The following is a 17,336-nucleotide window of genomic DNA, read 5'->3' as shown; positions in this document are numbered from 1 at the left end:
GGTTTGCCAGTTTGCGCCAAAGCGCCGCTTTTTGCTGGCCTTTCCTGCAGCACCCACGTCAGGTGTGGGCTCTGCCGTCAGCCCGCGTGCAACATGGCCGCCATGAAGGCAGGCAATGGCCAGCCAATGGACAGCAGGTACTCCGCCATGGGCACCACTGCGTGCCGCACCGAGGGCCGCGCGCTCATCTTGTCCCGCCAGGCCAGCAATAGCGGTGTGGCCGGTGTGAGGGGCGCTCCCTGGCGCTCGCCAAACAACATCGCCATGTAAAGCGCGATGTCGGCAAACGAAAAGTTTTTCACCATGAACTCCCGGCCTTGCAGCAGGGTTTCAAGCTGCGCGTAGAAATCCCGCGCGCCGGCAATCGCGGCGACGGCCTGTGGGTCGCTCAGGTTGTGCTGCAGGCCCATGAGCCGGATGATGTGGGGGAAGTAGATTTCGTCCGACTTGTGCTCCAGCTGGCGGGCCCGTGCGCGGTCGGTAATGTCGGTGGGCCACAGCGCTGGCTTGGGCTGAAGATCTTCCAGGTACTCCATGATCTGCGTCGAGTCGAATAGTTCGAGGTCGCCGTTTATCAGCACCGGCACCTGCTTTTTTGGGTTGATGCGCACGACCTCCGGGTGCTTGGGTGAGTAACCCTCGGTCTGCGTGAACGGCACCATGACGAGATCGAGTGCGATGCCTTTTTCAAACGCGGCAATCTGAACCTTGGCGCCGAACATGCTGAGGCGCGCTGAATAGAGGCGGATGGTTGGGGTAGTTTCTGCGGGGGTGTGAGGCATGGGTTGGCGAGCTTTATGTTGATGAGTTTTAGCGTGTCAAGCGTGTCATGTTGTGGAAGGCGGTGTTTCGCGATCAAACAATCCAGGTGCGCCACCGATTTCGGCGCCTTCAATCAGCAGCATGCGCAGCTTGGTCGAGACGCCGCCCGGCGCGGAAAATCCGCCCGACTGTGCGCCGGCTGCCAGCACGCGGTGGCAGGGCACGATGATGGGAAAGGGGTTGTGCCCCAGAGCCTGACCCACGGCGCGCGCCGAGCCCGGCTCGCCCAGTGCCGCGGCAATGTCTCCGTAGGTACTGGTTTTTCCAGGAAGAATTTCCTGCGTGATCGCATAGACCCGCTGGTGAAATGGAGGTGTGCGGCGCAGGTCCAGCGCGCAAAAACGCAGGTCGCAGGCCTCTCCGGCCAGCAAAGCCGTCATGGCGTCGACGGCCTGTTGAATGTCATGCGGCGGCGCAGCGTTAATGGCCTGGGCAAATTCCCTTTGAAGCCGGGACAGCATTCGGCTTGCGGTACCTTCGGGCAGACGTACAGCCGCTATCCCATGCGGGTTCCACACCAGTGCGCACTGTCCAACGGCGGTGTCGAACAGTGAATAGGCGTGAGTTTCGCTGTCAGTGGGCATGGTGTGGGAGATGCTACACGCGACTTTCAGATTAAAGGGGTTAACGACGATGCGCCGGGATTTTTATGCGCACGTCTCGCGCCAATCAGGACACGAAACGTCCGCATTCATGCGAGAGCCACAGTCTATGCATGAAGCGTCTGGAACCAGCCGTGCGCAAGCGCGCACGCCGCTGTTGCTTGAGGAATGCGACGTGAATGTAAGAATTAATTTCGTTACCTATCTTGCACACCCCTCAAGCTTTTAAGTTGGTGCAGACGTACCATGCGTTCTTTTTGAAGGAACTCACAATGGCAACACCGTTCTTTGGCAAGCGAGAAAATGAGACACCGACGGGCTTGCGTCACGGCCCGGGAAATGGCTATGGGACCACGGGCACGTCCAGCGCTTCCGGCGCGTTGCAGTCAGGCCAGTCGTCTTCCAGCACGAGCCAGCAGAACGCCGCCAAAGCCATCGGTGACGCCGCAGCGCCGGTTGCCAGCGGAAAAGAAGGCGGCAGCAAGTTGACGGTGGGTCCCAACATCAAACTCAAAGGCGTGGAGATCACGGATTGCGACACCCTGGTCGTGGAAGGCCTGGTCGAGGCGACCATGGATTCGCGTGTGATCCAGATTTCCGAGCAGGGCGCGTTCAAGGGCTCCGCAGAAATTGATGTCGCGGAAATTCGCGGCGAATTCAATGGCAATCTCACGGTGCGGCAGAAGCTGGTGATCTATTCCACCGGAAAAGTCACGGGCATCATTCGCTACGGCAAGCTGGTCATTGAAGAAGGCGGCCAGCTCTCTGGAGAAATTCTCTTTGGCGCGGCCAAGCCAGCCAGCGCGGCCAAGCCCGGTTTGCAGGCAGTGTAGGAGACAGTTAAAAGAAGAAATAACCTGGCCGGGGCATTCGCCGGCATTCGCCGGCGTTCGCCTGAGCACCCGCATCCGTCTTTCGCTGTTCGCAGCGGGAAGGGATGCGGGCTGTTTGCGTTCAACCGCGTGAAGGCCGACGCCGCTCTCCAGCCTATACGACACTGTGTACGCGCGATACCGCGTGCGCCCGGCTGTGCGGTTCCGCGAGGCTAAGAGCGGCATTAAAATGACGTGCCCGCTGAGCGGACCGCCAAGCCGGTGATGACCACCAGTCGCGGCCAAACCGGCATTACTTCGTTTTCTGTTCAGTCGTTCCTTGAGTCATTCTGGGCAGCGAGTCACTCCGAGTGTTGCTGCTCATAGGCGTCCGCACAAGAGCTCACAAGCTCGCCAATGAGGTGTAACGCCAGCCGGCATGAGGCTATGGTCTTACCGTGCACGACGAAAGATGCGTCAGCACGGCTTTCTGGCAGGCACAAAGAGTAACGAAAAGTGCGAGCGCAGGAAGTCTGCGCACACTGACGCCGAGGTTCGCGCCAGCTCTTAGTGCGGATTGAATGACTACAAAATCCGGTGACCAAGAGCGTCGAATAGCACGGGCCGACGAGCCCGCTCATCCATTCATGGTTGTTGGGTTACGGCTTAAAAGCGCGGCAAATCCGGATGGCTGATTTGTCCGCCCCGTACCAGCATTTTTCCGTATTCGGCGCAGCGGTTCAGCGTCGGAATAACCTTTCCGGGATTGAGCAGGCCCTTGCTATCGAAGGCGCGCTTGACGCCGAACATCTGCTCGTTCTCTTCAGCGGAAAACTGCACGCACATGGAGTTGAGCTTTTCCACGCCCACACCGTGTTCGCCCGTGACAGTGCCGCCCATGGCGACGCTGGTTTCCAGGATGTCGGCGCCGAAGAGTTCGCAGCGGCGCAACTGGTCAGGATCGTTGGCGTCAAACAGAATCAAGGGATGCAGGTTGCCGTCGCCCGCGTGGAACACATTGGCGCAGCGCAACTGGTATTTCTTTTCCATGTCGGCAATCGCCAGCAGGATGTCAGCCAGTCGTTTGCGCGGGATGGTGGAGTCCATGCACATGTAGTCGGGGCTGATGCGGCCTGAAGCAGGGAAGGCGTTCTTGCGGCCGCTCCAGAAACGCAGGCGCTCGGCCTCGTTCTGGCTTACGGCGATGGCGGTGGCGCCGCAGCGGCGCAGCACCTCGATCATGCGGCCGACTTCTTCTTCGACCTCTTCCGGTGTGCCGTCGCTTTCACACAGCAAAATGGCTTCGGCAGTGAGGTCGTAGCCCGCGTGCACAAAGTCCTCGACCGCGGCCGTCATGGGCTTGTCCATCATCTCAAGGCCGGCGGGAATAATGCCCGCAGCGATGACGGCTGCCACCGCATCGCCGGCCTTTCGCAGATCGTCAAAGCTGGCCATGATGCAGCGCGCGAGCTGGGGCTTGGGAATCAGCTTGACTGTCACCTCGGTGGTCACGGCCAACATGCCTTCGCTGCCGATGACGATGCTCAGCAAGTCATAACCGGAGGCATCGAGCGCGTCGCTGCCGAACTCGACTTCTTCGCCTTCGATGGTGAAGCCTTTGACCTTGAGCACGTTATGCACTGTCAGGCCGTATTTGAGGCAGTGCACGCCGCCTGAGTTCTCGGCCACGTTGCCGCCTATGGTGCAGGCGATCTGGCTGGACGGGTCGGGTGCGTAGTAAAGGCCGTAAGGCGCGGCGGCCTCGGAAATAGCCAGATTGCGCACGCCGCCCTGCACTACGGCCGTGCGACTGGACGCGTCCAGTTTGAGAATCTTGTTGAACTTGGCCAGCGAAAGTGTGACGCCCAGCTTGTGCGGCATGGCGCCTCCGGAAAGCCCGGTGCCGGCACCGCGCGCCACCACAGGCACCTCCAGCGCGTGGCATGTCTTGAGCACGGCCTGGACCTGAGCACTGGTTTCCGGCAGCGCCACAACCAGCGGCCGTTGGCGATAGGCGGTTAGGCCATCGCACTCATACGGCGTGGTGTCTTCGGTGTTCCAGAGTAGCGCGTGCGCCGGCAGCGCGGCCTGCAGCGCGCCGACCACCTGGACCTGGCGTTCACGGCGTTCAAGCGGGTGCTGTTGCCAGGCTTCAGCGGATGCGTTCATGGGTGGCCTCCGGGGATGAAACCGGCTTTCGCCGGTGATGAAGGCACTTTAATGCAAAGCCGGGGCTGGCGGCGTGAAGAAAATGAGGGTGTTTTGTGAAAACGAATTTGCTATTCATTAGATAGCTGTTCGCGCACGAGAACAAAGGGCCAGAGGTATAAAAGACTTGATGCTCAGGGCGAAAATGCTGGCTGGACAACGTTTTCGGCCACTCGGCGAAGGTTTTCCCTTTTCTGCAGCCCATCATGCCAATGCGCCGCACTTCCCCCTCGTGTCACTCCTTGCGAATGTCGAATAGTTCCAGAGCCTCGTCGACAAGAAAGAACGTGGTGCCGGCCGAGCCACGCGTTTTTGCATCAAATCGCACTACGCGGCCCAGTTCGGGCGCGTACCACGCATTGGCGGTGTATGCCGCGTTAGTCCTGATGGAAATTCCCCGTGTCGTAAACCCGGTGAACTCGACCCGCATGATGACAAACTCGCGGTCGCCGATGCGCATTGTCGATTCGTCAGTTGCGCGCGCCGTGATGTCCATTCCGATTTGCTGGTTTTGCATCCGGGTTTCGTACCGAAGTCGCCATGTCTGCCCGCGCTCCGGTGTCTTGGTGATCCAGCCACCTGGCGGCATGGCCAACTCATATTCTCCGGCAATGGCGCTGACGAGCGTGACAACCTCGCCGCCGGCCCGCTCCACCCGGCCTCCCTGATTGAAGACTAGTTGGTTTCCGTCCATGCGGTCCAGCCGGTATTTGATGTTCTGCGTCAGCCCGGTGGTTCGATCACGCAGCCGATACTCGAAGACTTGCGCATTTCCTGCCTGGGTTGCCGCGGCGGGTTTGTTGCGTTCACTGCGCGCGGCCAGCGCTGCTGCTGCGCGCGCAGGGACGTCGGCAATCCAGGCGGCCGGGACGGCGAAGTTCAGGTTCTGTGCATCGAGACGGGTAAGGGTGGTGATGCCAATCAGACGGCCTTGCGCGTCGAAAAGGCCGCCGCCGCTGGAACCCGGCGAAATGGGTACGGTGATTTGCAGCGCGACGAGCTCACCATTGTCAGTACGACGGATGCCGGACAGAAGACCATCGCTGATGGTCAGTTCCCATCCGCGCGGATTTCCGATGGCATAGACCCGGGCGCCAACCTTCGGTGTTTCCGCAGCGATGGCGACTGGCGGCGCATAGAAATTTGCCACTTTGAGCTGGCACAGGTCGCGCGCGGGGTCGGCGTGTTCCAGGGTGGCGCCGTAAGAGACGTTCTCGCGTGTCACCGCAACCTTCCTTGCCTTGACCAGCACATGGCAATTGGTGATGAGCGTGCCCGCTTGAATGACCACGGCGCTGCCTGTGCCGATATGCCTTCCCGCTTCGTCAAAAGTCTTGACCATCCAGATACTGGGTGACAGGCGCTCGAAGAGCTGTTCGGCGCTCGGAGTCGAATTTTGTGCAAGAGCATTCCAGCTCACTAGAAGCAGGCCTATGCCGCGAAGCATGAATTGAAATCTCACTGTGCACCTCATGGAGCGTTCGTTTATCGGGCCGGAGGCAGCAGGCCGCTCAGGTCGTCGAGCGTCACGGGGCTGGCGCGGGTCCGCATATCGGTGCTGCGCCCCGCGATGCTGTTTACGCCCGGCACGAGTGGAATTGGGCCGGTATAGGCCAGGCGAGGCAGGTGTTCCAGGGCCGTGCTTTCGTCTCGAAGGGTCAGCCTGGATTGGCCCACGAGGAGGCCCACCGTGATGCTGGTCTGCACGTAGGTCGTACCACCATCCACCAGATCGACGTCCAGAGTCGTTTCGACTTCAGTGCGAGCACTGACGGTGTAGTTGCCTGCGATGCGGTCAGCAAAGAAAAAACTTTGGGATTGCGACTTGCCGACAAGTTCGCCATTGAGTTTGATGTCCGGTTGGACTGCTGCCCCGAGGCCGCCCGAACGGTAAACCACCAGACGGCCATAACCCGGGCGCAAGGTGGGAAAGTTCGCCTCGACTTCGGCGTATCGGGGGCCCTTGGTCCCACAACCGGTGAGAAAAATTGCTACAGCAATGACAAGGAGTCGAAAAATCTGCATCAGTACCCCTCCGGTGTTTTTGTTGGAATCGGAATCGCGCGAGTCTAGCATTCGGCTTTTACGAGGCAGGCTCCAGCATCGGCGGCTCGGCCACCAAGTCGCGCCGCGGGATGGCAGCGATCAAACCGATCGCGAAATAGGCGCCGCTCAACCTGCGCTGGGCCCGCGCGCCGTGTCACCTGTCCTGCCCCTGGTTTTTACCCCAGGCTTTTGCGCAGCCAGTCCGCAAAAGCCGCGCACTCCCAGCGGTCCATGGTGCCGGTGCGCCAGCACAGGTAGTGCGCATGCGGGCTGGGAACGTTGCCGGCGAACACGCCCTTGCTGCCCAGCCGCACCAGCGAGCCGTTTTCCAGCCAGGGCGCGCCCAGCTTGAGGCGGATGAGTGCGATGCCCATGCCGGCGGCCGCAGCGTCACACATCAGACCGATGTCGTTGAACTGCGAGCCGTCAGCAGGTTCCGGCCAATCGAGTTTATGGGCCGAAAACCAGGTGCGCCAGGGTTCCAGGGGAGAACGCAACAGGCTTTCGCCGTCGAGGTCTTCGGCCACCTCAAACGGACCGTGCTCGCGCACGAAGGCGGGCGATGCCAGCGGCGCGACCTCGTCCTTGCTCAGGCAGACATGCTCCAGGTCCGCATAGCGGCCGGTGCCGAATCGAACGATGAGGTCGGCGTCTTCGGCCACCACGTCCAGCAATGGAATCGAGACCTGCAGCGTGAGGTCGATTTCGGGATAAGCGTCGGTGAACTGGCGCAGGCGCGGAATCAGGATGGAGCGCGCGAATGTCGGCGTGACCGCCAGGCGCAGCTTGCGTTTACCGGGCGTGGCGCTTTGCCCGGCTGCACCCGGAAACTTCTGCAGCGTGGCCAGGCCTTCTCGTACGTGGGCCAGGTATTCGCTGCCCTCGGTGGTCAGCGAAAAATCGGCGCGCCCGAACAGCTTGGTGCCGATGATTTGCTCTAGCTGCTTGACCCGGTGGCTGACCGCACTGGGCGTGACGCAAAGTTCCTCGGCTGCTTGCGTCACGCTGCGCAGGCGCGCCAACGCTTCAAAAGTCAACAGGCATTGAATGGGTGGAATTCTTGCCGGCGTGGCCATGACTGCTATTTAAAGATGACGGTCTTGTGGCCGTTCAAAAGCACTCGGTGCTCGCTGTGCCATTTCACTGCGCGGGCCAGCACGCGGCTTTCGGTGTCCTTGCCACGTGCGGTCAGGTGTTCGACGGTGTCTTTGTGGTCGACGCGGGTCACGTCCTGTTCAATGATGGGGCCTTCATCGAGGTCGGCCGTTACATAGTGCGCCGTCGCACCAATGACCTTCACGCCGCGCTCATGCGCCTGGTAGTAGGGTTTGGCACCCTTGAAGCTGGGCAGCATGCTGTGGTGAATATTGATGGCCCGGCCAGATAGCCTGACGCACATGTCGTTGCTCAGCACCTGCATGTAACGCGCCAGCACGACCAGCTCCGCACCTTCGGCCTCGATGATTTCAATTTGCTTCGCCTCGGCCTGCCCCTTGGTAGCCGCCGTCACCGGGATGTGATGGAATGGAACGTTATAGCTAGCGGCCAGTTGGTAGAAATCCCGATGGTTGCTGATGATGGCGCGTACATCCAGGGGAACCATGCCGGACTTCCAGCGGAACAGCAGGTCGTTGAGGCAATGTCCGTCGCGGCTGACCATGATCACAGTACGCATGGTCGCCTCTGTCGAGTGAAGCTTCCACTTCATGCCAAAGGGTGCGGCGAATGCCTCCAGGTGGATCTTCAGTTCTTCCTGGGTGAGCTGGCTGCAGGCAAACTGCACACGCATGAAGAAAAGCCCCGTATCGTGGTCGTTGTATTGCGCGGCTTCTTCAATGTTGCCGCCGTTCTGCAGCAAAAAACCAGAGACCGCGTGAACAATGCCCATACGGTCTGGGCAGGACAGGGTAAGGATATAAGCGTGATTCATAAGGGATGAATTGTCGCAGGTGAGACGGCTGGACGGGCCGCCTGGGCAACATGGATCGGTGCAAGGCTGCGGCAAGGATGCCAGAATGCCGGATCACTGTAGCTATTCAGCTTCATCTTATTCGACGCAGGAGACCGCCATGGCCTATCAGAATTTCAACATGGAGCACCACTGGCTCCCGTTCACGCCCAACCGCAGCTTCAAGAAAGACCCGCGCGTATTCGTGGCCGCCGACGGCATGCATTTCACGACACATGACGGCAAGCAGGTGATCGACGGCATCTCCAGCCTGTGGTGCGTGGGCGCCGGGCACAACCGCAAGCCGATCAACGAAGCCATCAAGAAGCAGCTCGACACGCTGGACTACGCCACGGCCTTTCAGGCCAGCAACGACCAGGCTTTCAAGGCGGCCGAAGTGATCGCGGGCATGGCGCCTGGCGACCTGAACAAGGTGTTGTTCTGCAATTCCGGTTCTGAGGCAGCCGACACATCATTAAAGGTGGCGCTGGCCTATCACCGCGCGCGTGGTGAAGGCCACCGCAACGTGTTCATCGGGCGCGAAAAGGGGTATCACGGCGTCGGCTTTGGCGGCATGAGCGTGGGCGGTATTCCGGCCAACCGCAAGGTCTACGGCGCCGCGCTGCTGCCGCGCGTGGACCATATGCGCTTCATTCACGACCCGATCAACCATGCCTATATCAATGGCGCCGAGCCCGTGTGGCAGGAGGACCTGCTGCTGGAGCTGGAAAACCGCATCCTGCCGCTGCACGACCCCAGCAATGTGGCCGCCATCATTGTCGAACCGGTGTCGGGCAGCGCCGGCTGGTACCTGCCGCCCAAGGGCTACCTCAAACGCTTGCGTGAGATTTGTGACAAGCACGGCATTCTGCTGATTTTCGACGAAGTCATTACCGGCTTTGGCCGGTTGGGCACGGGCTTCGGGGCCGACTACTACGGCGTCGTGCCCGACATGCTCAACTTTGCCAAATGCGTGACCAACGGCGTCATCCCGCTGGGTGGCGTGATTTGCTCAGACCGCATCTACGACAGCATGATGAATGCCAACAGCAATGCGCCCGAACATGCCATCGAGTTTTTCCACGGATACACCTACTCAGGCCATCCCGTGGCCTGCGCGGCCGCGATTGCCACACTGAACTTGCTCAAGGAAGAAAAACTCTATGAGCGCGCCGGCCAGATGGGCAAGGTGCTGGGCGATGCGATGCACAGCGCCTTCAAGGGCCTGCCCAATGTGATCGGCATTCGCACGCTGGGGCTGGCGGGTGCGGTGGAGCTGGCGCCTATCGCTGGCGCGCCAGGCAAGCGAGCCTATGACATCTTTATGGACTGCTTCCACCACGGCGTGCTGGTGCGGCCCGCGGCAGACAACATCGTGGTCTGTCCACCTTACATCGTCGAAAAAGAACACATAGACCGCATCGTCAACGTGGTGGCCGACGCGATTCGCAAAAACGCCTGACGCGTTCCACGGACATGCGAAAAGCCGCTCAGGGTTTGAGCGGCAGCTTTTTGTCCAGGTCCGCGCAATAGTCCTTTTCGGGCAGCTCGGGCGTCACCCACACAGCATCGAACGCGTCGGCTTTTTCGTTTTCCGAGGATCCTGCGCGCAACCGAACAGTTTTTACCTTCAGTTCTGAAGGCAGGTGTTGCGGCACGCCCAGAAGGCGGTCCGCATGGCCGCTACCAGCCAGCAGCAGCACTGTTTTTCCGGGCAACGTAGCCTGACCCAAGGTGTTGGCCATGGTGATGTCCTTGGCAATCTGGATGCGCGTCATGGGCGTGATCTGGCTTTCGGGCAACAGGTTGCAGTGGCCGATGCGTATGAGTTGCTGCTGCGCCTTGAGGGCGGGCCCCGTTAAGCGCACGTCAAGCCGGTTGTCGGCCATGCTGGCCGGCATTTGCGCCCGGGGCAGATTGGCGCCCATGACAGGGACGCCGGCGCGCACTGCTGTCATCACGGCGGGCCCATAAGCTGTCCAGGGCCAGCCCTTGTCGTTCCACTTGAGGGCGTTGCGCACCTGCTGTTCGGCGGCGCTGGGCCTGAGTGCGGAAGTGCTGACACCCGTGTCGGCCATCTCAAGGGCTAAGGCCGCCAGCGCTCCTTTGGCCGCCAGAGCGGCGACCACCTGTTGTTCGATGGCCTGATGCTCCGCAGCGTCATGCTGCTCGCCGAGGATCAGAACGTCGGCCGGGAGCAGCGCCTCCAGCCGCGTGGATGTTTGCCTGGCTTCGCCGTCTGGCGCCTGCAGGATGGGCGCCTCGGGCCGCCCCGCGCAACCGCCCGCACAAGCCATCGCGGTGGCGCATAAAAGGGATGCCAGAGCACGAGGGGCGAGGAAATAGGGCATCGGTGGATACTACTGCTTTCAGTGGGTGTTGTTCCGCCTCGTTTCGCCCCACCATGCCTTCCTCGCCCTATCGCATTGCCCAGTCGCTGCCCGCGTGGCAGCAGTATTGGTACTGGTCGAACCGATGTACCGCTGGTTCTACCAGGACGACGCGACCACGCAGGCAGAAAGCCCGCCAAGCGATTGATAAAAAGAAAAAGGGAGGAGGGAAAAGAGCGACGTGGGGCTCTTAAACCAAGCAGGGCCGCGGGACTGGCTTCGCCAGACCGCAGGCGCAGCGGCCCCCTCGGGGGGCAGGGAGCTACCCGCAGTGAGCGACCGTGGGGGCCTAATGAAGCGACATAGGCGTATTAGCCAAGCCGCTATAGCCTTCCAGCGTGTCTTCGATTTCTTCCTGCGTGGGTGTGTTCTGCGCCCAGGCGCTCAGGCGCTGCTGGAACATTTCAGCCCAGGAGCCGTCGAGATAAACCTCTTTGCCCGAGCGTTTGTCGACGATCTCAAAGCCGTGGCGAGCCAGTTGAGGAACGGTGGGTGCCGGTGCAGACTCTTCCGGCGCGTTGGCATGAATCTGCATCACTGCAAAAGAGTCTGAGTCGTAAAGCATTTGCATGGTGGGATCCTTTAGCTTCAGATAGCAACGATGAGGCCAAGTTCAAGGGCCGGGGAAATTAAGTGAACACGGGCCGTGCAAAGACGCGCAACGCGTGTAATACCGCACATAAAGCCGTGCGTCGCCGTGCGTCATAACAACGCGGTTGGCATTTCAAACCCTGATGATGGCGCTGAGCTGCTGGTCGATGAAGTCTCCGTTTTGCTGGGTGATCTTGCTGCGAACAGGCAGATAACCCAACGACGGCGCATACCAGATCTCTACCTTTTGGTCGAACTCCCGGCGGGGCTGCCGGGTGAGTTTGAGTGTCTCCATCTCGCCATAGGGAAGCGCCAGTTTTTCTTCGCTTTCCACCCGGAAAGTCCAGGTGTCCGCATCTCGCGGCCCGACGGTATAGATCGAGATGGTGGACCCCGTGGGAAAGCCGGCCGGGTTGCCTGCCAGCATGGCGCTCAGCTGGATGAAGACGCTGACGCGGTCCTGCGCGCCCTTGATCCACGGGACCGTCGGGGTATTGGCGCTGAAAATGATTTGTCCCTTGTCCGGCTCAAAATGCGCGGCCACTTCGCTTCGGGACTTGTCGGAAAAGCGGGTGGGCGCCAAGCCCTCCGGTCCGACCTGTCCGGTGCTTGTCATGCTGCGCGAGCCCAGAAACAGTGCGCTGACCTCCAGCAGGGCGTCGTACTTGCCGCTGTCGTAGTGCCAGCGCAGCTCGGCACCGGCGTGATAGGTCAACCCCTTCGCGCTGCCGGTCATCTTGTATTGCAGGCGCGCGTTTTCGGGCAAGGCCACGGCGGCAACGCTCGCTTGACCAGAGTCGACCGTTGCCGGGGCGCTGGCGGCGGGCACTGCCGCGTTGGCGACGGCCGGAGCCACTGGGTCGGGCATGTTGTCCGGCGGCTCCGGCGGCTCCGGCGGCAGAGCGCTGGGCATCACGGCTCCGGGAGTTGGTGTCTGTGCTATCAAATCAATAGCTGGTTGCGCAGGCGGATCTTGGGCTACACGAGGTTTTTTCGTTAAAGGTGGCGGGTTTTGACGTGGCTCGGGAGATGGAGGTACTGCCACAGCGGGCAGGGGGAGGGCGATGCTGCGCGTGACGAAGGTCTGGCTGCGCTGGCTGGCGGCATCGGGGGCAGGGCCGAATCGCAAGGGCGATGATTTCAGCACCAGCGCATGGGCGCCCAATACCGCCACCGCCAAGGCGGCCAGGACGCGCCACGGCGCCGCCGACGGATAGCGGCCAGAGGCAGCGCGCATGCCCGCGCGTTGCGGGGGCAGGCTGCTGCGTGCTGCGGCGGGAGCGCCTGGGGTTGCTTTCATGGCTTGACTAGAATTTCGGATTCCCGTCGGCAATCCGCCCGTAATGAATGCAGGGATCGTAACGCGAGGGCCGGGCCCGCAGGCCGGTCGCCGGTCACGGCACAATCGGTCTTCCGGCGAAACCGACAGCACCCATCAGGATATCGATGAAACTTGCCACTTATAAAGACTCTTCGCGTGACGGCCAGCTGGTTGTGGTGTCGCGCGATCTTTCCACAGCCCATTATGCGACGGGCATTGCCAGCAAACTGCAGCAGGTGCTCGACGACTGGAACTTCATGTCGCCCCAGTTGCAGGACCTGTATGAAGCCCTGAACCAGGGCAAGGCGCGGCACGCTTTCCCGTTTGAGCCCTCGCGCTGCATGGCACCGCTGCCGCGGGCTTATCAATGGGCCGACGGATCCGCCTACATCAATCATGTGGAGCTGGTGCGCAAGGCGCGCAACGCCGAGGTGCCGGAAAGTTTCTACACCGACCCGCTGATGTACCAGGGCGGCAGCGATGATTTCATTGGCCCCTGCGATGACGTGGTGGTCGCGAGCGAGGATTTCGGCATCGACTTTGAAGCGGAAATCGCCGTGGTGACCGCCGATGTGCCCATGGGCGCCACGCCCGAACAGGCGCTGGAAGGCGTGCGCCTGGTGATGCTGGCCAACGATGTGTCGCTGCGCAACCTGATTCCCGACGAGCTCGCCAAAGGGTTTGGTTTCTTTCAGAGCAAGCCGGCCACAGCCTTCAGCCCGGTGGCGGTAACGCTGGACGAAGTGGGTGACGCCTGGGACAAGGGCCGCCTGCACATGACTTTGCAAAGCACTTGGAACGGCCGCAAGGTCGGCATGTGCGAGGCTGGGCCCGAGATGACCTTCAATTTCGGCCAGCTGATCGCCCACATCTGCAAGACCCGCAACGTGCGTGCCGGCAGCATCGTGGGTTCAGGCACCGTCAGCAACAAGGACTGGAGCCACGGCTACAGCTGCATCGCTGAAAAGCGTGCGATCGAAACCATTGAAGACGGCAAGCCCAAAACCGAATTCATGAAATTCGGCGACACCATCCGCATCGAAGCAAAAGGCAAGGACGGGCTCTCTGTGTTCGGCGCCATCGATCAGAAGATTGCCCCCACGGTCGCTCACTCCGTGTAGCTCCCTGTCCCCGGAGGGGGCCGCTGCGCCTGTGGCCCGGCAAAGCCGGCTCCACGGCCCCGACTTGATTGAAGATGCCTCGGGGCCTGCTGGATTGATCCAGGGCGATTACTTTGAATAAGTCTTGCGGGAGCCGTCTTCGAACACGGCATCGTCGCGCAGCGGTTTGCCTTCATCGTCCCAGGTCTTCTCGCGCGTGATGCGCCCGCGGGCGTCGTAGCTGGATTCGGTCACCACTTTGCCAGCCTCGTTGAAGCGCTGGTGCGTGCCCAGTGGCAATTGCCCGTAGCGATTGTTCGAGCTGAAGCGGCCGGTGGCGGAGACCTTTCCGGTGTCGAAATACTCGGTGGTTTGCAGCCAGGCGCTGTCGCCCTCGCCGCCGAATTCGGTTTTGCTGCGCGGCTGGCCGTTCAGGTAAAAAGTCTGATCGCTCACCGGCTTGCCGCCGGACCATTGCCTGTCGCGCGTCAGGGTGCCGTTGTCGGCAAACTCCTGCTCCCGCTCCTTGAATGAATTTCTGGAGGTTTGACTGTCCAGCAGCCACCGGACTTCACGCCGTTTGACGCCGGCATTGTTGAAGTAGCGCTCGGTACGTGTGCTGCCCGAGACCTCGTCCTGGTAGTCGGGTTTGCCGCCGTCGCCCAGTGTTTCATGGCGAACGCGCTTGCCTGCCAGGTAGCTGCTGCGGCCGTTCAGCACACCTTTGCCGCTGAAGAGCTCGACCTGCGAGGCGCCGCCCGAAAAGCCGCACCATCGGGCATCGTCGGCCGGCTGCGCGAGCAGGGGCTTGTCGCCGCAGCGCAAGGCCTGGAGCCGGCCGCTTTCGTTGAACTCGGCATACGCCTGCTCAACGCTGCCGCCCGGGCGCGGTCCGTAAAACACGATGCGCCGCAGTTGCCCATTGGCGTGAAAACCGCGCGCCAGGCCCATTTCGCTACCGTTGTCATACGTGCTGTCGCGCAACACCTGACCGCCGGGTGCGAACTCGCGTGCCCGCCCGTGCTGGTTGCCGCGCTCGTTCACGCTGTAGTCGCGCTGCAGTTTCCCTTCACGGTAGTAACGCACCACGCCCATGAACTTGCCGCCCTGCAATTCCTGCTCGTGCATGAGCTGACCTGAGTCGCGGTCCTTGCAGCGCATGATGCCGGTCTTTCCGGCGGTGGTGCCGCCGTGATTGGGGTTGACGCTTTCGCCGTTGACTTCGCAGTCCTGCATCGCATGCGCCCAGACCGGGGCCAGCAGGCAAAGGCACAGCAGGGCCAGGCGATGCCCGGCAATCACGCGGCGCTCCCGGTCTGGGTGATGAAGAGCCGTATGCCGCGCAGGAACATCTCGACCGAGATCGCCACGAGGATCAGGCCCATCAGCCGCTCAAACGCCATCATCACGCGGTCGCCCGCCACGCGCTGGATGCGCTCGGACAACACCAGTACCACGGCGCAGACCGCCATGGTCACGCACAGGGCCGCGACCCATTCGAGCCGCCGCTCCGGCGCCTGCGACACCAGCAGCATGACCGTGGCCAGCGCCGACGGGCCGGCCAACGCCGGGATCGCCAGCGGAACGATCAGCGGCTCGCCCTGTAACGGCGCGCCTTCGGGCTGATCGGACGGGAAGATCATGCGCAGTGCGATCAGGAACATGACCACGGCACCCGCGATCTGCAGCGACAGATCGCTCAGGTTCATCAGGCGCAGAAAGCCGTCTCCGACGAACATGAAGGCCAGCAACAGCAAGAAGGCGATCAGCACTTCGCGCAGGATGACGCGCATGCGCCGCTCGGGCGCTACATTTTTCAGCGCGTTGACAAAAATCGGAATGTTGCCGAACGGGTCGGTGATCAGCAGCAGCAACACCGTGGCGGAAGCAAAGGTATAGGCCATGGGGTCAGGCCGTGTACACGGCTTCCAGCGACTTGAAACCCTTGATCTCGATCGGGTTGCCAAAGGGGTCGCAGAAGAACATTGTCCATTGCTCGCCGGCCTCGCCTTCGAAACGCACTTGCGGTTCCAGCACAAATTCAATGCGGGCGGCTTGCAGGCGTTGCGCCAGCGGCTGCCAGTCGGCCAGTGCGAGCACCAGCCCAAAATGCGGCATGGGCACCAGCTTGTCGCCGACGCGGCCAGTGCGTTCCGTTTTGAACGGTTCACCCAGGTGGAGCGACAGCTGGTGGCCAAAAAAATCGTAGTCAACCCAGGTGGGAGCCGAGCGGCCCTCAGCGCATCCGAGCACGCCGCCATAGAAGCTGCGGGCTGTACCCAGGTCGCGAACATTGAACGCGAGGTGAAAGAGGCTCTTCATGGCGCAAGCTTAGCAGCCATGGTCCCTGAAAATGGTTGGGGCACCACTGCGGGCCGCAGGCGAGGTGCCGGTGACGAAGTACGTTGCTATCAAATAAATAGCTGCTTGCGCTTGTCAATCAACGTCTGCGGCCATTTTTCTTTAAATATCTTCGCGTGGCCGGATTGCCACGGCATTTGCCGCGCCCGGATGCAAAAAGCGGTTGACGTGTCGCTGCGGCGTTGCACAATGAAGGCGTGCGCTGGTCCCCCAGCCGCTTGACGCAAATCATGCACAACGTGCCAGGAGACATTCATGAGTAACGCGGACAACCCTTCTTTTTCAGGTTTTGGCAAGTTGGTGCCCGGCTTTGACTTTTTGCAAAACCTCGCCAAGCAAGCGGCGGGCAGCGCCACACAAAGCATTCCGCAGTTGCCCAATCTCGGCAACTGGGTAGCGCCCACCCTGAATGTTGAAGAGCTGGACAAGCGCATCGATGAGCTTAAAGCCGTCCAGTTCTGGCTGGACCAGAACGCCACGGCGCTCAAGGCGACCATTCAGGCGCTGGAGGTGCAGAAGATGACGCTGGCCACCTTGAAGGGCATGAACTTCAACATGGGCGATGTGGCGAACGCCTTCAAGCTCAAGGTGGCCGACAGCGTGGCGGGCGGTGTGCAGCGGGTCGCCGACAAAGCCAAGACGTTTTCAGGGCTGGAAATTCCGCCGACGAGCTTTCAGGCCGGCGACACCGCCGCCAAAAGCACGCCCAAAACACCCGCCAAGGGCCGGGCGGCCGCAGCCCCCGCCGCCGGCGTCGTGGACCCCATGCAATGGTGGGGTGCACTGACCCAGCAGTTCCAGACCATCGCCGCGGATGCCATGAAGGACGCCGCCAAAAAAACCGCCATCGACACCACCCGGAGCCTGGCCACGGGCCTTGCCAAGGACGCGATGAAAACCGCGACCGGCGTGGCGACGGGCATGGCCCGCAACATGGCGGAGTCGGCCGGCAAAACCGTGGCGGGCGGCGCACGCGCGGCCATCAACACCGCGCTGCGCAGCAGCCAGGCCTGGCCTACGCCGGCCGCCGGGAAAGCGCCCGCCAAAACAAAGCCCAAGGCCAAGGCGCCCGCGCGCAAGGCGGCCGGTAAAACCGCTAAAACCGCAAAACCCGCGCGCAAGACAGCGCGCTAGA

19 protein-coding genes are annotated in these 17,336 nt (G+C 61.6%); 5 read left to right on the top strand and 14 right to left on the bottom strand.

Annotation, left to right across the window (positions count from 1 at the left end):
- Nucleotides 1-77: 77 nt before the first annotated feature.
- Nucleotides 78-782 carry a glutathione S-transferase family protein gene (locus tag ABI546_RS06780; RefSeq protein WP_348045352.1) on the bottom strand — a complete coding sequence of 235 codons (705 nt, stop codon included), beginning with the start codon at nucleotides 780-782 and terminating at the stop codon, nucleotides 78-80.
- Nucleotides 783-827: 45 nt separating this feature from the next.
- Nucleotides 828-1,406, bottom strand: coding sequence for a methylated-DNA--[protein]-cysteine S-methyltransferase (locus ABI546_RS06775; protein WP_348045350.1), 579 nt, complete (start codon nucleotides 1,404-1,406; stop codon nucleotides 828-830).
- A 290-nt stretch (nucleotides 1,407-1,696) separates the two neighbouring features.
- Between ABI546_RS06775 and ABI546_RS06770 the strand changes: the two genes are divergently transcribed.
- Entirely contained in the window at nucleotides 1,697-2,257 is a 561-nt protein-coding gene (locus ABI546_RS06770; RefSeq protein ID WP_348045348.1) for a polymer-forming cytoskeletal protein, read from the top strand.
- A gap of 645 nt (nucleotides 2,258-2,902) precedes the next feature.
- Here the strand turns inward: ABI546_RS06770 and ABI546_RS06765 are convergent.
- From ABI546_RS06765 to purU, 5 genes are all read right to left on the bottom strand, one after another.
- Nucleotides 2,903-4,405: an FAD-linked oxidase C-terminal domain-containing protein gene (locus tag ABI546_RS06765; RefSeq protein WP_348045346.1), complete on the bottom strand. Its 1,503-nt coding sequence runs from the start codon at nucleotides 4,403-4,405 to the stop codon at nucleotides 2,903-2,905.
- 274 nt (nucleotides 4,406-4,679) lie between these two features.
- Nucleotides 4,680-5,891 (bottom strand): serine protease, encoded by a 1,212-nt coding sequence (locus ABI546_RS06760; protein ID WP_348045344.1) that lies wholly within the window; start codon nucleotides 5,889-5,891, stop codon nucleotides 4,680-4,682.
- A gap of 38 nt (nucleotides 5,892-5,929) precedes the next feature.
- Nucleotides 5,930-6,469 carry a lipoprotein gene (locus ABI546_RS06755; protein ID WP_348045342.1) on the bottom strand — a complete coding sequence of 180 codons (540 nt, stop codon included), beginning with the start codon at nucleotides 6,467-6,469 and terminating at the stop codon, nucleotides 5,930-5,932.
- A gap of 197 nt (nucleotides 6,470-6,666) precedes the next feature.
- Nucleotides 6,667-7,566, bottom strand: a complete 900-nt coding sequence (locus tag ABI546_RS06750; RefSeq protein ID WP_348045340.1) for a LysR substrate-binding domain-containing protein — start codon at nucleotides 7,564-7,566, stop codon at nucleotides 6,667-6,669.
- 5 nt (nucleotides 7,567-7,571) lie between these two features.
- Nucleotides 7,572-8,420, bottom strand: coding sequence for a formyltetrahydrofolate deformylase (gene purU / locus ABI546_RS06745; protein WP_348045338.1), 849 nt, complete (start codon nucleotides 8,418-8,420; stop codon nucleotides 7,572-7,574).
- Between the two features lie 139 nt (nucleotides 8,421-8,559).
- Between purU and ABI546_RS06740 the strand changes: the two genes are divergently transcribed.
- Nucleotides 8,560-9,900 carry an aminotransferase class III-fold pyridoxal phosphate-dependent enzyme gene (locus ABI546_RS06740; protein ID WP_348045336.1) on the top strand — a complete coding sequence of 447 codons (1,341 nt, stop codon included), beginning with the start codon at nucleotides 8,560-8,562 and terminating at the stop codon, nucleotides 9,898-9,900.
- 28 nt (nucleotides 9,901-9,928) lie between these two features.
- Here ABI546_RS06740 and ABI546_RS06735 read toward each other — a convergent pair whose 3' ends face one another.
- From ABI546_RS06735 to ABI546_RS06725, 3 genes are all read right to left on the bottom strand, one after another.
- Nucleotides 9,929-10,789: a ChaN family lipoprotein gene (locus ABI546_RS06735; protein WP_348045334.1), complete on the bottom strand. Its 861-nt coding sequence runs from the start codon at nucleotides 10,787-10,789 to the stop codon at nucleotides 9,929-9,931.
- A 328-nt stretch (nucleotides 10,790-11,117) separates the two neighbouring features.
- Nucleotides 11,118-11,399, bottom strand: coding sequence for a DUF3567 domain-containing protein (locus ABI546_RS06730; RefSeq protein ID WP_348045332.1), 282 nt, complete (start codon nucleotides 11,397-11,399; stop codon nucleotides 11,118-11,120).
- A 153-nt stretch (nucleotides 11,400-11,552) separates the two neighbouring features.
- A complete protein-coding gene (locus tag ABI546_RS06725) occupies nucleotides 11,553-12,332 on the bottom strand; it encodes a DUF3108 domain-containing protein (protein WP_348045330.1) in 780 nt (259 codons plus the stop codon).
- A gap of 151 nt (nucleotides 12,333-12,483) precedes the next feature.
- On the opposite strand from ABI546_RS06725, the gene ABI546_RS06720 reads away from it, so the two are divergent.
- Complete coding sequence (locus ABI546_RS06720; RefSeq protein WP_348045328.1) at nucleotides 12,484-12,636, top strand: hypothetical protein; 153 nt, start codon at nucleotides 12,484-12,486, stop codon at nucleotides 12,634-12,636.
- A gap of 229 nt (nucleotides 12,637-12,865) precedes the next feature.
- Nucleotides 12,866-13,861: a fumarylacetoacetate hydrolase family protein gene (locus ABI546_RS06715; protein ID WP_348045326.1), complete on the top strand. Its 996-nt coding sequence runs from the start codon at nucleotides 12,866-12,868 to the stop codon at nucleotides 13,859-13,861.
- A gap of 108 nt (nucleotides 13,862-13,969) precedes the next feature.
- Here ABI546_RS06715 and ABI546_RS06710 read toward each other — a convergent pair whose 3' ends face one another.
- From ABI546_RS06710 to ABI546_RS06695, 4 genes are all read right to left on the bottom strand, one after another.
- Nucleotides 13,970-15,142: a hypothetical protein gene (locus ABI546_RS06710; protein WP_348045324.1), complete on the bottom strand. Its 1,173-nt coding sequence runs from the start codon at nucleotides 15,140-15,142 to the stop codon at nucleotides 13,970-13,972.
- A complete protein-coding gene (locus tag ABI546_RS06705; RefSeq protein WP_348045322.1) occupies nucleotides 15,139-15,744 on the bottom strand; it encodes a MarC family protein in 606 nt (201 codons plus the stop codon). Before ABI546_RS06705 ends, ABI546_RS06710 begins: the two co-directional genes overlap by 4 nt.
- A 4-nt stretch (nucleotides 15,745-15,748) precedes the next feature.
- Nucleotides 15,749-16,162 (bottom strand): VOC family protein, encoded by a 414-nt coding sequence (locus ABI546_RS06700; protein WP_348045320.1) that lies wholly within the window; start codon nucleotides 16,160-16,162, stop codon nucleotides 15,749-15,751.
- Between the two features lie 89 nt (nucleotides 16,163-16,251).
- Entirely contained in the window at nucleotides 16,252-16,458 is a 207-nt protein-coding gene (locus tag ABI546_RS06695) for a hypothetical protein (RefSeq protein WP_348045318.1), read from the bottom strand.
- Here ABI546_RS06695 and ABI546_RS06690 point away from each other — a divergent pair.
- The gene (locus ABI546_RS06690; protein WP_348045316.1) at nucleotides 16,457-17,335 is read left to right on the top strand and encodes a PhaM family polyhydroxyalkanoate granule multifunctional regulatory protein; all 879 of its coding nucleotides are present in this window, start codon (nucleotides 16,457-16,459) and stop codon (nucleotides 17,333-17,335) included. The genes ABI546_RS06695 and ABI546_RS06690 overlap by 2 nt on opposite strands.
- Nucleotide 17,336: the final 1 nt, after the last annotated feature.

This window comes from Polaromonas sp. (assembly GCF_039932935.1).
In the GTDB taxonomy this organism is placed as follows: Bacteria; Pseudomonadota; Gammaproteobacteria; order Burkholderiales; family Burkholderiaceae_C; genus Polaromonas.
The sequence above is the reverse complement of the archived record's forward strand: the minus strand, read 5'-3'. Positions and strand labels throughout refer to the sequence as shown.